General features: G+C 54.9%; 11 protein-coding genes. 6 read left to right on the top strand and 5 right to left on the bottom strand.

Going from position 1 to position 14955, the window contains the following annotated elements:
* Window positions 1-382 precede the first annotated feature (382 nt).
* Both H6F94_RS07540 and H6F94_RS07535 read left to right on the top strand, forming a co-directional pair.
* Entirely contained in the window at window positions 383-4387 is a 4005-nt protein-coding gene (locus H6F94_RS07540; protein ID WP_190801598.1) for a magnesium chelatase subunit H, read from the top strand.
* Between the two features lie 92 nt (window positions 4388-4479).
* Window positions 4480-4947 carry a GUN4 domain-containing protein gene (locus tag H6F94_RS07535; RefSeq protein ID WP_190801597.1) on the top strand — a complete coding sequence of 156 codons (468 nt, stop codon included), beginning with the start codon at window positions 4480-4482 and terminating at the stop codon, window positions 4945-4947.
* Between the two features lie 168 nt (window positions 4948-5115).
* On the opposite strand, the gene H6F94_RS07530 is transcribed toward H6F94_RS07535, so the two are convergent.
* From H6F94_RS07530 to H6F94_RS07520, 3 genes are all read right to left on the bottom strand, one after another.
* A complete protein-coding gene (locus H6F94_RS07530; protein ID WP_190801596.1) occupies window positions 5116-5847 on the bottom strand; it encodes a hypothetical protein in 732 nt (243 codons plus the stop codon).
* Window positions 5848-6001: 154 nt separating this feature from the next.
* Window positions 6002-6430 carry a hypothetical protein gene (locus tag H6F94_RS07525; RefSeq protein WP_190801595.1) on the bottom strand — a complete coding sequence of 143 codons (429 nt, stop codon included), beginning with the start codon at window positions 6428-6430 and terminating at the stop codon, window positions 6002-6004.
* Window positions 6431-6488: 58 nt separating this feature from the next.
* Complete coding sequence (locus tag H6F94_RS07520) at window positions 6489-8237, bottom strand: mechanosensitive ion channel family protein (protein ID WP_190801594.1); 1749 nt, start codon at window positions 8235-8237, stop codon at window positions 6489-6491.
* A gap of 111 nt (window positions 8238-8348) precedes the next feature.
* On the opposite strand from H6F94_RS07520, the gene cobJ reads away from it, so the two are divergent.
* The 4 genes from cobJ (at window position 8349) to H6F94_RS07500 (ending at window position 11955) form a co-directional block, all read left to right on the top strand.
* On the top strand, window positions 8349-10130 hold the full coding sequence (gene cobJ / locus H6F94_RS07515; protein WP_313949242.1) for a precorrin-3B C(17)-methyltransferase: 1782 nt from the start codon (window positions 8349-8351) through the stop codon (window positions 10128-10130).
* Window positions 10127-10567: an ATP-dependent zinc protease family protein gene (locus H6F94_RS07510; protein ID WP_190801592.1), complete on the top strand. Its 441-nt coding sequence runs from the start codon at window positions 10127-10129 to the stop codon at window positions 10565-10567. The genes cobJ and H6F94_RS07510 overlap by 4 nt, the downstream gene beginning before the upstream one ends.
* 131 nt (window positions 10568-10698) lie before the next feature.
* Entirely contained in the window at window positions 10699-11211 is a 513-nt protein-coding gene (locus H6F94_RS07505) for a single-stranded DNA-binding protein (protein WP_190801591.1), read from the top strand.
* A 480-nt stretch (window positions 11212-11691) separates the two neighbouring features.
* Complete coding sequence (locus H6F94_RS07500) at window positions 11692-11955, top strand: DUF7219 family protein (protein WP_190801813.1); 264 nt, start codon at window positions 11692-11694, stop codon at window positions 11953-11955.
* A 37-nt stretch (window positions 11956-11992) separates the two neighbouring features.
* Here H6F94_RS07500 and H6F94_RS07495 read toward each other — a convergent pair whose 3' ends face one another.
* Window positions 11993-14344, bottom strand: coding sequence for a heavy metal translocating P-type ATPase (locus H6F94_RS07495; RefSeq protein ID WP_190801590.1), 2352 nt, complete (start codon window positions 14342-14344; stop codon window positions 11993-11995).
* Between the two features lie 119 nt (window positions 14345-14463).
* Complete coding sequence (gene petD, locus H6F94_RS07490; protein WP_190801589.1) at window positions 14464-14949, bottom strand: cytochrome b6-f complex subunit IV; 486 nt, start codon at window positions 14947-14949, stop codon at window positions 14464-14466.
* Window positions 14950-14955: the final 6 nt, after the last annotated feature.

The following is a 14955-nucleotide window of genomic DNA, read 5'->3' as shown; positions in this document are numbered from 1 at the left end:
AGCTTTAGATGAAGCGTTTGCTGCTCATTTTCTAGTTTCACCATCTAAAGTTCAGGCTTGACATGACTAGTGTTGATATGCATTTGACTAAAACCTTTTTGCGTTTTTTGGCAAATTAAGATAACTTAATTTTCTTGTGAGCATTCACTCTTAGGAAATGCAAAGAAGTGTTTCGCTCTTCCTATCAAATTATTTCGGTTCAGCGCTGGAACGCCTAGTGGGACCGGGTTTCTGATACAACGATTCATGTGTAGAGCCCGTGGGCAGAACACTGAAATTCCCGGTCTGCATGCCTTTTCAGGTGTGTGGCGCAGACTAAGTGCGCTCCTTACCGAAACCCGTCAGGCCCTGTGTAAAGACTGTAAAGGAGTTCGACTTGACTATGCTCACCCATGCCTTCACACCGGCTGCCCGGCATCTGCAGCCTGCTAATTTAGGCAGCCGGGTCCTGATGAAGGTGGTTTATGTCGTGTTGGAGCCGCAGTACCAGAGCGCCCTGTCTGCCGCCGTTCAAAGCATTAATTCTAACCACCCGGATCTGGCTGTAGAAGTTAGCGGCTACCTGGTTGAAGAGCTGCGGGATGCAGCAAACTATGAGTCTTTTAAACGGGACGTGGCTGAGGCCAACGTCTTTTTTGCATCCCTCATTTTTATTGAAGATATTGCCAACAAGGTGGTTGAAGCTGTAGAGCCTCACCGCCCACGGCTGGATGTTTGCCTGGTGTTCCCCTCAATGCCGCAGGTGATGCGGTTGAACAAACTGGGCTCTTTCAGCATGGCAAATCTGGGCCAGTCTAAAAGCGCCATCGGGCAGTTCATGAAGAAGCGCAAAGAAAAATCAGGCGCTTCTTTTCAAGACGGCATGCTCAAGCTGGTGCAGACTTTGCCCAAGATCTTGAAGTACATGCCCATTGATAAAGCCCAGGATGCTCGCAACTTTATGTTGAGCATTCAATATTGGCTGGGTGGCTCTCAGGGCAATTTGGAAAACTTTTTGTTGATGCTGGCGGACAAGTATGTCCCTGCTCTGCAAGGCAAGAAACTGACTTTCAACGCGCCGATTGAATACCCGGATCTGGGGATCTGGCATCCCCTTTCCCCTCGCATGTTCGAGGATGTTCGCGACTATTGGGCCTGGTACAACGCCCGTACGGATATCTCTGCCGATCTCAAAGATCCATTAGCGCCTTGCATTGGTCTGGTTTTACAACGCACTCACCTTGTGACTGGCGATGACGCTCACTACGTCTGCACAGTCTCGGAGTTCGAAAGCCGGGGCGTGCGCGTTATTCCAGTGTTCGCAGGTGGACTTGATTTCTCGAAGCCAGTAGAAGCCTTTTTCTATGAGCCGGGCAAAGGCGACGATCGCAAGGCTGTAGTTGATACGGTCGTCTCCCTGACTGGCTTTGCGCTGGTCGGTGGTCCTGCCCGTCAAGATCATCCGAAAGCGGTGGAAGCGCTCAAGCGCCTCAATCGGCCCTACATGGTGGCTCTGCCCCTCGTGTTTCAGACCACTGAAGAGTGGGAAGAAAGCGACCTTGGTTTGCACCCGATTCAGGTGGCTCTGCAAGTGGCTCTGCCTGAACTCGATGGTGCCATTGACCCCTTAATCTTCTCCGGACGCGATGGCGTTACGGGCAAAGCTATCCCACTTAAAGATCGAGTTGAGTTGCTGGCTCAGCGGGCGGTTAAGTGGGCCAAACTGCGCCGTAAACCCAAGATCGACAAGAAAGTTGCGATCACAGTGTTCAGCTTTCCGCCGGATAAGGGCAACGTGGGAACGGCAGCCTATCTGGACGTGTTTGCCTCAATCCATAAGGTGATTGATGCCCTGAAGAGCAACGGCTATGACGTTCAGGACTTTCCCCAAAGCCCTGCGCAGCTGATGGAAGATGTGCTGCACGACGCACAGGCGCAAGTCGGTAGCCCTACGCTCAATGTGGCCGCTAAGCTCTCGGTACGCGACTACGAAGAAAAAACTCCCTATTACGAAAGCATTGCCGCGCAGTGGGGACCGGCGCCAGGTCACCTCAACTCCGATGGCCAAAACCTGCTGGTTTACGGCAAGCATTACGGCAATGTTTTTGTAGGCGTACAGCCGACTTTTGGCTACGAAGGCGACCCCATGCGCTTGCTGTTCTCGAAGTCCTGCTCGCCGCACCACGGCTTCGCTGCCTACTACACTTATCTGAACGAGATTTGGAAAGCCGATGCTGTGCTGCACTTTGGCACTCACGGCTCACTGGAGTTCATGCCTGGTAAGCAGATTGGTCTCTCGGGAGCTTGCTACCCGGATCAGCTGATCGGCACGATGCCCAACATTTATTACTACGCAGTTAACAACCCATCCGAAGGCACGATCGCTAAGCGCCGGGGCTACGCGACCACAATCAGTTACCTCACACCAGCGCCCGAGAAGGCTGGTCTGTACCGTGGCTTGCAGGAACTCAGCGAACTGATCGGTTCCTACAAGGAACTGCGCGAAGGCGGACGCGGCGTTGCCATCGTCAACACGATTGTTGAGAAGGCTCGCCAGGTCAACCTGGATAAAGACATTGAGTTGCCTGAGCAGGACACTGCTAGCCTCAGCTTAGAAGAGCGCGATGCCATCATTGGTCGTGTCTACGTCAAGCTGATGGAAATAGAATCGCGGGTTCTGCCCTGCGGTCTGCATGTGGTTGGACAGGCGCCCACGGCTGAGGACTCGGTTGATGTTTTAGCCAGCATTGCTAGCTTTGACCGGCCAGAAGAAGGGGTCAGAGGTCTTCCACGGCTGCTGTGCGAAAGCATTGGTCGCGATCTTGACGAGGTCTATAAGGGCAACGACCGAGGCAATCTAGCCGATGTTGATCTGCTGCAACATATCCGTGCGGCAATTACAGCGGCGGCGGCGGCGCTAGTAAAAGAGCAAACCGATGCTGATGGGCGGGTTTCTAAAGTCTCACGGCTAAACTTCTTCAACATGGGCAAGAAAGAGCCCTGGCTGGAAGCTTTACATGCTGCTGGCTACACCAAGGTTGACCCTGAGGAAGTCAAGCCTATGTTTGAGTTCTTGGAAAATTGCCTCAAACAGATCGTCGCTGACAACGAACTGGGTGGTTTGCTCAAGGCGCTGGAAGGCGATTACATCGTGCCCGGTCCTGGGGGCGACCCAATCCGCAATCCTGGTGTGCTGCCTACAGGCAAGAATATGCACGCCTTGGATCCGCAGTCGATTCCAACTAGTGCGGCAGTGCAGTCAGCCAAGGTGGTCGTAGACCGCTTGCTCGACCGTCAGCGGGCGGAGAACAACGGTCACTATCCAGAAACCATTTCCTGCGTTCTCTGGGGCACAGACAACATCAAGACCTACGGCGAGTCCCTGGCGCAAATCCTGTGGATGATCGGTGTACGTCCGCTCCCTGACTCTCTGGGTCGCATGAACAGGCTGGAGTTGATTTCGTTGGAAGAGTTGGGTCGCCCTCGCATTGATGTGGTGGTGAACTGTTCTGGCGTCTTCCGCGATCTGTTCATCAATCAGATGGATCTGCTGGACAAGGCGGTGAAACTGGCCGCCGAAGCCGAAGAGCCTCTGGAGATGAACTTCGTGCGCAAGCACGTCATGGTTCAGGCTCACGAATTGGGCATTACGCCGCGTCAAGCTGCAACGCGTGTGTTCTCCAACTCCTCTGGTTCCTATGCCGCCAACGTCAACCTGGCAGTAGAAAACAGCACTTGGGAGAATGAGCAAGAACTACAAGAGATGTATCTCTCTCGTAAGTCTTTTGCCTTCGGTGCTGAGGTCAGCAACACCCAGCAGCGGCAGATCTTTGAATCGGCGCTCAAAACCGTGGATGTCACCTTCCAGAACCTGGACTCTTCTGAGATCAGCCTCACGGATGTCAGCCACTACTTCGACTCAGATCCCACCAAAGTAGTTGCTTCTCTGCGTAAGGATGGTAGGACCCCGTCTTCCTACATGGCGGATACCACCACGGCTAATGCACAGGTGCGGACTCTATCGGAAACTGTTCGGCTCGACGCTCGCACCAAGATGCTCAATCCCAAGTGGTATGAGGGTCTGCTCAGCCACGGCTACGAAGGCGTACGCGAAATCTCCAAGCGCCTAGTAAACACGATGGGCTGGTCTGCAACCGCAGGCGCTGTAGACAACTGGGTCTACGAAGAGTCCAACGAGGTTTACATTAAGGATGAGGCGATGCGAGAGCGTCTAAAAAACCTCAACCCTCATTCGTTCCGTAAGATCGTTGCCACTTTGCTAGAAGCTAACGGTCGCGGCTATTGGGAAACCTCAGAAAGCAACTTAGAGCAGCTCCGCGAGCTCTATCAGGAGATCGAAGATCGGATTGAGGGAGTCGACGAACCGGTTCCAGCGTTGGCTCGATGAAGTTCTAGTTCACTCCAGACTCTGCGGTGGGCTCACACCAAAGCTGAGACCCACCGCATTTTTTTCTCAACAGAGGCTCATTGCTCGAGCTTATGCAACACCATCCCACTGTCGAGTTGGCTTCAGAGCGTGGCGTAGACTATGTGCCGCTACAGAACCTTCTGGTTCAACAGGATTTTCTGGCTGCCGATAAGCTCACCCTGCAACTGCTTTGTATGCTGGCAGGTCCCTTATCGGCCAACCGGGGCTGGCTCTATTTCACTGATGTTGAGCGCTTGCCTAACGCTGATTTACGCACAATTAATGCATTATGGCTGGCTCATTCGGAGGGCAAGTTTGGTTTCTCCGTCCAACGTGAGCTTTGGCTTAGCGTGGGCAAGAATTGGGAAAAGTTTTGGCCCAAAATTGGCTGGAAGCAGAACAACCGCTGGACCCGCTATCCTCAAGAATTTATCTGGAACACCACGGCTCCTAAAGGTCACCTGCCCTTGTCCAATCAGCTGCGAGGAGTTCAAGTCCTAGCTGCCCTAATGGCTCATCCAGCTTGGTTGAATAACTAGCTTGGTAGAGTAATGGAGCAATCTAAACAACTCAAGAGCAACTCAATAAACTAGGGCTAAATAGCGTCCAGTCAATTTGCTTCTATAAACACATTGCCAGCCAGCTTAAATTGCTGACCGGCAAGCTTGTTATTTGTTTGTTGAGTTAGCCTCAGACCAGGCGAGCTTCTAGGCGCCTTGCTGCGCTCCTACTGGTTGAGAGCCCACTTCCCGTTCTACTTCTTTGCCCACTTCTTCGATCACAGCTACGGGCCGCGGGAAACGGTTCATGTCGACTCGCTTGAGCAGTAGATTTCCATCCGAGAAGCGCTCGCCCACCCGTACATAGCGAGAGGTTGATTCTTGAGGAGCTCTGACTAGAGCATAAACGCCTGCTGGCAGCTGCACGATCCCTGTCACTGCGACTTGAGGGGCTAGGACTGGCTGCGGCTCCGGGGGACGCACCGGCACCACAGCCGGGCTAGGGATATCAGTGTTATTGTCATTCCCACCGTCATCCTCAACATCCCGAGGCACACTTCTAGGAATCACTCTGGGAACAGGATTAACGGCAGCAGGGGCTGCCACCGGTATGGCAACAGGGCTAACCGCAACGGTAGCGAAGGGGTCGCTGCGTCCAGTGGTGATGCCTGGTTGGATGCTGCGCAGCCGATCTTGGGGATTCGTGACTGGAATCAAACCATTAGCTGCCACCGCAGAGCGTGGCAGGGGGGTCGGCGATGCAGCAGTGGCAACAGGGGTGGGCGCGGCTGCTTCAGGTACCCCAGCCGGTACACCTGCAGGACTGGCCTCTGGTGCAGTCGGTGCCGTATCGCCCTCACCTGAAGAGGAAAGGCTGTCACAGCCTCCCATCAGTAAAGCTGTTCCAGCAACCAACGCCAGCCATCGGTGCTTTAGCATTGCCACTCCCTAGAAATCTCCATACCAGAATAGCCTTGATTCTCCAGGATCTAAGCCCGAAACTTGACAGAAATTCAATAACCCGAAGCGTTTTTTGAACTGTTTTCGCCTTCGCAGTGTAATTGAGCTGTGATTCAGGAGAAAACGGAGAATTTTAGGGACTTAGCACGACTAAATCCCAGTCCTCAGTTGCCCCTGGTTCCGTACCAATCCGAGGGCGGGCTAGACGCCAGCTTTTACCCTCCCGCTGCTGCTGTAAATAGACCTCAAAGGCAGAATCGGGCACCCGGACCTGCTGCCCTGGCACCTTAAGATGCAATGTGCAGGTGCCAGTGACTCGGTAACCCGGTAAGCCTGCTACTTCAATCGGTTCGCGCCCCGTCACCTTGACTGCACTCACCTCGATTGGGCCACTGCCTTCAGGGGGCAAATGCAATTGCTGATTGAGCTGACGGGTGGCCGTCTGTAACTGAATGGTCAGGGCCTGCGCGACGGTTGCCTTGCTGAAACCGGGTCCACCGCATGCCACTAAGAGCAACGCAGTCAGCACAGCAAGCACAGCGGTGATCACAGAACGGGGCATAAATTCTGAATATTTCCAAGGCCATCTTCAGCCTAGCGCCTTAGGTCTTTCATTTGCTTTAAGTCTTCCATTGGGAATTGGACCGTTCAGGCTGATGCTGACCGCCCCCATCCAGCGAGCCATCTAGCGAGAACTCACTCGGTAGATTGCGAATCCATAGAGAGCGGCGAGGATAGGGAATGCTAACGCCTTCCGCCTCAAAAGCGTTCTTCAGGCGACGACGAAACTCGCGAGCGACCTCCCACTGCTTGAGCGGTATGGTTTTAATCCAGACCCGAATCGTGATGCTATCGTCGCCAAAACCGTCGACCCCCAAGACGCTAGGCTCTTCCAGAATCTGATGTGACCAGGGCTGCTCTTGCCACATCTGTTGGCCCAAGTTCTTAATCAGAGCAAGCACCTGATCGACATCGGATCCGTAGGCGACTTGGATGCTCAAGTCCACTCGCGACCAGCCGTTAGAGAGGTTCTCGACAACTTTAATTTCACCATTTGGAACCGTAATCAAGGTTCCCTCGCTGTTGCGCACCTGTGTAATGCGCAGGTTCATGTTTTCGACTAAGCCACTAATGCTATTTACCGCAATCACATCGCCGACTCCATATTGGTCTTCGACCAAGATGAAAAAGCCGTTGATGTAGTCCTTGATCAAGCTCTGCGAGCCCAAAGAGACGGCAACCCCTAAGATGCCAGCACCAGCCAAAATCGGTCCAACATTAACCCCTAAGGTTGAGAGCGCAACTAGGATGCCCACGGCGGAAACGACAACTGCGAGCACGCCTTTGACAGCACTGGAAAAGGTATTCACACGCAAGATCAGGCGTGCAGACGACTCTGGGGCAAACAGCCGACCTTCGCGAATGGCATCAAAGGCTCGGTCAGTGATGGTGCTGGTGACCCGCATGCTTAGGTAAGTACCAATGCCGATGCCAAGTAGACGGATAGCTGGACCTCGGGCAATTTCCAGAGCTAACCGTTGTACCGTCCGTGTCTGAGGAAATAAACCTGTGGTGAGCAGTAACCAAGTCAACCAAACGCTGGCTTGGGCGAGACGGATTGCCCAATAGGTCAGGTCCAGAACTAAGTGTTGACGGCGGCGATGTTGCAGCAGAGTCGTTTGAGCAACAACCGCATCAACATTAATATCTGCCTGAGAGCCAGCCTGGGAGTTGAGTTGGAGACTGAGCTGTCGATCGGCTGAGACCGGTTCATTAACGTCGCGAATGGAAACTGGGGAAGTGGCAAGTGGGTAAAGTTGCGACTTGGTCTCCTGCATCTGCGCGTCACAGCGGTTCAACTTATCCTGAACGCGCCTGCGCAATCGCTCCAGCATATAGCTGCTGAACAAGGCTAGCAGCGTCAGACCAGCCGCGATAATCGCCCGTTGTACCAAGACCTGCGGTTGCCGCTCCTGATAGGCCTGCCGGAGTGCAGTTTCAACTCGGTCAGTGATTTGATTAGCACGAGCAGTCAGACTGGTGCCTTCACTTTCGGCATCCAGGGTCGTAACGGTCAGCAGGTACTGACCATTGACTCGAACCACCGGTAAACCGCTGTCTGGATCCGTAGCCTGGGTCACGTTGAGCTTGTTGGGCTCAATGCCTTGCTCAACCACCTGGCTGAGGCTCTCTTCAATATTCTCGACGCGTTGCTGCAAGTTATCAGTGGAGGCACTGACCTCAAATACCTCGCGCCCATCCAGATTAACTGCACGTTGCTGAATATCACGGCTCTGGGCCGAGACAGGCAGAGCAATGACCAGCAGTAGAGCTGTGAGCTGCAGGTAGACTGCGCGCACCGTTCCCATGCGCAAGAACACCCAAGTACACCAGAGAAACAGGCATTATACTAGTGCGACCCTTGAACTGAAACACCCACCTCGTTGATTTCTCTGCCTTCTGATAGAGCGGCGTTTGCCGTGACCCCAGCGGGTCTGCACCTGCTCCAGCAACTGCTACCGGATGTCACGCTTTGGCAGCCTGATACCCTGGCCACAGTTCCAGGTTGTCGCACCTATAGCGGCGCTTTAAGTGCTCATTTGCAAACGCTCTGGCCGAGTCAACAAGCCCTGATCTTCTGCTTGGCAACGGGAGCTGTGGTCCGATTAGTTGCACCCCTGTTGCAAGATAAAACCCGTGATCCAGCAGTCGTTGTGGTGGATGAGGCAGGGCGATTTGTGATCAGCCTCTGTGGAGGCCACCGGGGTGGGGCCGATCAACTGGCGCGGTTGGTCGCAGCGCGGTTGGGAGCGCAGCCAGTTTTGACTGGCGCTTCCGATGCTGCTGGACGGGTGGGTCTAGACATTCTGGGCGAACCGATGGGTTGGCAACGAGGCGCGACCTCGGATTGGTCGGCAGTTAGCACGGCACTGGCCCGGCACCAACCCGTAGCAGTGCATCAGGAGTCAGGCTCTCAACTTTGGCGTACCGCTTTGCCAGCCGAGCACTCGCTGGTCTGGGATGGGACCCAAACGGAGGCTCAACTTTGGATTACCCACCGGTTGCCTGCGTTCGAACCATCAGACCATGCGGCGGCGTGGCATCCCCGCGTGCTTTGGCTAGGAGTTGGTTGTGAGCGCGGCACCCCACAACAGGTGATCGAGCAAGGCATCGAGCAAGTCTTGACCGCGCATCAGCTAGCCGCGCAGGCTGTAGCGGGAGTGGCAACACTGGACCTTAAAGCCGATGAGATGGGACTGCAAGCCCTTTGTGTCGAGCGGGGCTGGCCCCTACGCTGCTTTAGTGCCGAAGCACTGAGCCAGGTGGCCGTGCCTAACCCATCTGAGGTCGTAACCGCTGCCGTTGGCACTCCGAGTGTTGCCGAGGCCGCAGCTTTACTAGCAGCTGCCGGAACTCTACTCGTGCCCAAACAGGTCATTCGCCAGGCAGGGCTGCCAGGAGCTGCAACCGTTGCCGTTGCCTTGGCTCACCAGGAATATACCGGTCGTACAGGTGAGCTGCTATTAGTCGGAACTGGACCGGGCAGCCTTGAGCAAGTAACGCCTGCGGCACGAGCAGCCCTAGTCCGGGCCGATGCTGTGATTGGCTACAGCCTCTACATCGAACTGATTCGGCCCCTGCTGCGTCCGGGGCAAATCATTGAAGCTCTACCCATCACGCAAGAGCGAGCGCGGGCCGAACGAGCGATTGAGCTTGCCCAGTGGGGCTTGAGTGTTGCCGTGGTATCTTCTGGCGACTGCGGCATCTACGGCATGGCGGGGTTAGTGCTAGAAGAATTACGCGCCCAAGGCTGGGATGGCAAAACTCCTGCCGTTGAAGTTATTCCCGGCATCAGCGCTCTACAGTCAGCTGCCTCCCGGTTGGGTGCTCCCCTGATGCAAGACTTCTGTGCCATCAGCTTGAGCGATCTGCTCACGCCTTGGGAGGCTATTCGTCGGCGTCTAGAGGCCGCGGCTCAGGCAGATTTTGTTACTGCCCTCTACAATCCTCGCTCACGCTCACGCCTTGAACCTCTAGCCGCTGCTCAACAAATTTTTTTGCAGCACCGAGAGCCGACTACCCCTGTTGCTTTGGTGCGCTCGGCCTATCGGGATTCAGAACAAATTACCCGCACCACTCTGAAAGACCTAAGTTTAGAGGCGGTAGACATGCTGACCCTGGTGTTAATCGGTAACCGCACGACCCGCTTCTATGGCGACTGGCTGATCACCCCACGTGGCTACCTGGGATTTGAGCCATGAAAACCTTGGGCTGGCGGGAGTATGTTGATCTACCGGAATTAGGGATCTATCAGCTCAAAGCCAAAATTGACACAGGGGCTCAATCTTCATCGCTCCATGTCTCCGCCGTAACCGTACTCGACCACGATGTCGGAGGCCGTGAATACATTGAGCTCACTGTGCCCCTAGCCAGCCATGATGCCCCTACGCTAATCGCTCGGGCCTGGGTGAGCCGCTACACTTGGGTCAAAAATACAGGTGGGGTTCGGCAGAAGCGCCGCGTGATCGAAACGCTCCTCTGTCTGGGCGGAGAATGTATTGTCATGCCCCTCACCCTCAGTGATCGCAGTGCTATGAGCCATCGGATGATTCTGGGCCGCACTGCCCTGGCAGGACATTTTCTTGTAGATGTCAGCTGTGAGTTTCTGATCTCGCCGATTCCAGTTCCAAATAGCTAAAATAGATCATGTGTACTACTCAGCTACTCACTCACTCCAGTTAGGTGGAGCCGAGAGATTGACTGACTCGATCTGTAGCTGAGACTCATAGCTAAACTGATGGTGACTTGCTTGGGAGAGGACGTTACCCGATGAACCACTGTGTATTGCTGGCGGAAGTCCTGAGCGATCCGGAACTACGCTATACCCCTGACAATCAAACTCCCATTGCGACTTTCAGTGTGGAGTTTGCTGGCTTGCGTCCGGATGACCCAGTCTCACGGGTGCGTGTTGTGGGCTGGGGCAATTTGGCTCAGGAAGTTGTGGAGAAGTATCACAAGGGCGACCGGCTCTTGATCGAAGGACGGCTGGGCATGAACACGGTCGAGCGCGAGGGCTTCAAGGAGAAGCGGGCTGAACTCACCGCGCAACGCATCTTTGCCCTTGGCGGCCAGGGTGAGGTCCTAAATAGCAGCGCTAGCACACCTACACCTTCTACACGCACCGAGACCAATCGGGCTCCGGCCTCCCGCAGCACTCCAGGTTACACTCCAGCGCCTGAGCTGGAAACTCCAGCTCCTAAGGCGCAACCCGCTGCGGTCCGGCGTACTAAGGTGGCGCCTCCACCTCCAATCGAACCTGATCTGGATGATATTCCGTTCTAAGGAGTCTGCTGGTCGCAATAGCGCTCCTGCTGGAGTGACTGCTTAACCAGTTTTCCAATGGCCCCTGCTGCCAAGACTGTCTTGGCCAAATTTATCTGTGCTTAGTCCCTCTGAAATTTTTTGAGGGACTACTTTAGCTTGTTTAGCTTTCAAATGTTTGGCCTTGCAATTGTGTTGTAGGTAACCGTTGCTTATCGCCAAGGCCAAGCATAGTCACCTAATCGTGATGCCTCTTAATCTGCTATGAACCCCCTACTTAAGAGGCTAGGTCCAAGCAACAACCTTAGACTGCCTACTCCTTAAACTATCCTGCTCTTGAGTTGGTGCTTTCCAGTCAATAAGCTCCCAGCTTCCAACCTTCCCTGCCAACTCAACGAATCACCCAACTCAGTGAGTTAATTGAGTTTGTATCGCTAACCATTGCTTGCTAGCTACGGGGAACGATTTATTTATTAGAGGTAGAGGTGCGAAAGTTTGACTGTGACCAACTCCGATAAGGACCGCTTCATAACGCCTCGTAGTCGCTACTATGGCGAATTTACTCCAGAGCAACTCGCCTTCAACGCCAACCTTCAGGAATTCGCCCAAAGGGTCAGTCTGATCTGCGCTCTAGAAACTGGGGGCAAGCTCTCAGCAGAGGATGCCTACACCCAAATTCAGGCGCTATGGAAGGGCCTAAAGCTTTCCAAGAAAAACCTGTTGGATGCTGAGCGGCCGCCCAGGCCCGACTCTGAGCAAGGCTAGAGCTGTCTAGGGCTAACTCCGCTGTCCCTGCGTCCCTTCAAATGCCATCCAGCTGCGTCCGGCGCAGCAGCAGTGAGCTCGTAACCACACTGACTGAGCTGAAGGCCATCAACAGACCAGCCACGGAGGGACTGAGCAGCACACCAAAAGCCGGGTAGAGCACGCCCGCCGCGACCGGAATGCTGAGCAGGTTGTAGCCAAAGGCCCAGAACAGGTTGGCACGGATTTTGTCGAAGGTGGCTTGGCTCAGATGCAGAGCTCGAATCACGTCACGCAGATCGTCACGCATCAGGACAATCTGGCCTGTTTCCACGGCTACATCCGTGCCAGAACCCAGGGCGATACCCGCATCGGCTTGTGCCAAGGCTGGGGCGTCGTTGATGCCATCACCGACCATCGCGACGCGCTCACCTTGCTGTTGCAGTTCCCGAATGACTTCAGCTTTGTCAGCTGGACGAACTTCAGCGTTGACCTGCGACGGCGAAATCCCTAATTGTTGAGCGATAGCTAGGGCTGTTTCTAGCCGGTCGCCAGTCAAGATCCGAACCTGCAAGCCGGAGCACTGCAACTGCTCAACCACCGCTTTTGCTTCTGGCTTCAAGGAGTCAAAGACCGCGATTAACCCCAGAAACTGACCTGCCACCGCTAGATAAATCGGGGTTTTGCCAGCTTGAGCCAGTGTAGTAGCTTGTTCCTGCCAAGCCTGGCCCACACAGATTTGATGCTGTTCTAGCCAAGCCAAATTGCCTAGAGACACGCTTTGGCCTTCCACTAGAGCTTGTACGCCCCCTGGCGCTACCTGAAATTGCTCAACCGTGGGCAGCTCAATCTGCTGCTGAGCGGCGTAGCGCACAATCGCTCGGGCTAGAGGATGAGTCGTTCCCTGCTCAACCGCTGCTGCCCAACGCAAGATAGTCTGCTCATTGTCCTGGCCCAACACATCGGTGACTACGGCTTGCCCCTGAGTCAGCGTTCCGGTCTTATCGAAAACGACGGTAGTCAGACGGTGAATACGCTCTAAAGCCTCACTGCCCCGAATCAAGATGCCACGCTCAGCGCCAATGCCCATACCGACAATGATCGCTGTAGGGGTTGCCAGGCCTAAAGCGCAAGGGCAGGCGATCGAGAGGATGGCAATAGCGATCTTGAGGCTGAACAATAGAGGCGATGTTGTCGCCACGCTCTGCATGAGGTGATCGTGCATCGCATGGGCAGGCAGAGTAGCCATAGCCCCCATCGGTGGCCAAATACGACTACCCAGCAAGAACCAGAAGCTAAAGGTCAAGGTTGCCAGCGCCATAACTCCGTAGGTGAAATAGCCCGCCACCTGGTCGGCTAGTTGCTGCGCCTTAGACTTGCTGCTCTGGGCTTGCTCCACTAAAGCCACAATCTGGGCCAAAGTCGTATCTTGACCCGTACGGGTAGCCTGGAGCGTCAACATACCCGTTTGATTGAGCGATGCGCCTGTGACTGTGTCGCCGTCCCGTTTGGTGACAGGTAAGGGCTCGCCGGTCAGCATAGACTCATCAACCGTAGACTCACCAGCAATGACTAGGCCATCCACTGGAATCTTCTCGCCTGGCAATACCCGCAAGTAGTCACCAGGGCTCACCTGTTCTATGGGGCGTTCCTGTGGGTCCGCGCCCGATGCCGAGCTCAAAACCTGCGCTGTTGGCGGTTGTAGGTTGAGCAGAGCCTTGATTGCGGCTGAGGCTTTCCCTCGGGCCCGTGCTTCCAAGGTGCGTCCCAGTAAGATAAAGCCCAGCAGCATCACGGGCTCCTCAAAGAAGCACTCCCAATCGAGCCGGGGAAATAGCAAGGCAACGGTGCTCGCCCAATAAGCAGAGCCTGTACCCAAAGCCACCAGGGTGTTCATGTTCGGGGCGTTGTGCCACAGGCTGCGAGCCCCGTTGATGAAAATCTCACGTCCCGGTCCAACTAGGGCTAGCGTCGCCAATAGCCAATGCACCCACATATTGCTGAGCAGAGGCACGTCGGGCAGACCCATCTTGCCCAGGTGACCTAGACCGGCTAGCAAAACCAGCGCGGCGGCAATGCCAATCGCAGGTCCCTCGCCGGGAGACTCAACAAGCGTTACGCTAGCAGGCGCATTGGCCTGCTCACTCCAGGAACGCAGGCGTCCTGTAAAGCCTAGTTCTTCAAGGGACTCCAGCAGTTGCTGCGGTTGAACGGCTCCAGCCTTGTGCGTTACGGTCGCCAGCTCTGTTGCCAGGTTGACGTTGGCACTAAGCACGCCTGTATTGGCGCTCAGGTGTTGCTCTACGGCACGAACACAGCCTGCACATTTCATGCCACTAACCTCCAGGGTTAGCGTCTCTGGTGTGCTCGGCAGCGTAGCTTTCTCAGGCGCTTTAGACGTCAATTGCACAGTAGTGGTCCTGGCGACAGAAAACTATTTAAGCCTAGCGAAGATCTCAAATAAACGAGACTGACGCCCGGTTTCTTAAACCGAGCGTCAGAAATGAGGCAAGTTTCGGACCGGGAGCTTTAGAACAAGCCCAGGGTCAGAGACTTGTCGATGGGGAAGGTCGCACCCACACCCAGCCACAGCGTAACCAGCGTTCCGATCAGAAACATTGTGGTTGCTACAGGCCGACGTAGAGGGTTCTGGAACTTGTTGACGTTCTCGATGAAGGGCACCAGGATCAGACCCAGAGGTACAGAACCCATGAGCACAACTCCCAGCAGCTTGTTGGGCACCGTGCGTAGGATCTGGAACACCGGGTAGAGATACCATTCCGGCAGAATTTCGAGAGGGGTAGCGAAGGGATCAGCGGGCTCACCGATCATTGCAGGGTCGAGGACCGAGAGGCCAACGATGCAGGCAAGCGCTCCTAGCATCACCACCGGGAAGATGTAGAGCAAGTCATTGGGCCAGGCAGGCTCACCGTAGTAGTTGTGGCCCATGCCCTTGGCAAGCTTGGCGCGTAGAATCGGGTCGCTCAGGTCCGGCTTCTTTTCAACTTTTGCCATAGTGCT

The organism is Leptolyngbya sp. FACHB-261 (assembly GCF_014696065.1).
Lineage (GTDB): Bacteria > Cyanobacteriota > Cyanobacteriia > FACHB-261 > FACHB-261 > FACHB-261.
Note: the sequence above shows the minus strand (reverse complement) of the source record. Positions and strands in the feature narration are given on the sequence as shown.

Coding starts and splice junctions, on each gene's coding strand:
- H6F94_RS07510 (WP_190801592.1), top strand. CDS start 10,127: ATGAAAACCTTGGGCTGGCGGGAGTATGTTGATCTACCGGAATTAGGG.
- H6F94_RS07530 (WP_190801596.1), bottom strand. CDS start 5,847: ATGCTAAAGCACCGATGGCTGGCGTTGGTTGCTGGAACAGCTTTACTG.
- petD (WP_190801589.1), bottom strand. CDS start 14,949: ATGGCAAAAGTTGAAAAGAAGCCGGACCTGAGCGACCCGATTCTACGC.
- H6F94_RS07520 (WP_190801594.1), bottom strand. CDS start 8,237: ATGGGAACGGTGCGCGCAGTCTACCTGCAGCTCACAGCTCTACTGCTG.
- H6F94_RS07535 (WP_190801597.1), top strand. CDS start 4,480: ATGCAACACCATCCCACTGTCGAGTTGGCTTCAGAGCGTGGCGTAGAC.
- H6F94_RS07540 (WP_190801598.1), top strand. CDS start 383: ATGCTCACCCATGCCTTCACACCGGCTGCCCGGCATCTGCAGCCTGCT.
- H6F94_RS07505 (WP_190801591.1), top strand. CDS start 10,699: ATGAACCACTGTGTATTGCTGGCGGAAGTCCTGAGCGATCCGGAACTA.
- H6F94_RS07525 (WP_190801595.1), bottom strand. CDS start 6,430: ATGCCCCGTTCTGTGATCACCGCTGTGCTTGCTGTGCTGACTGCGTTG.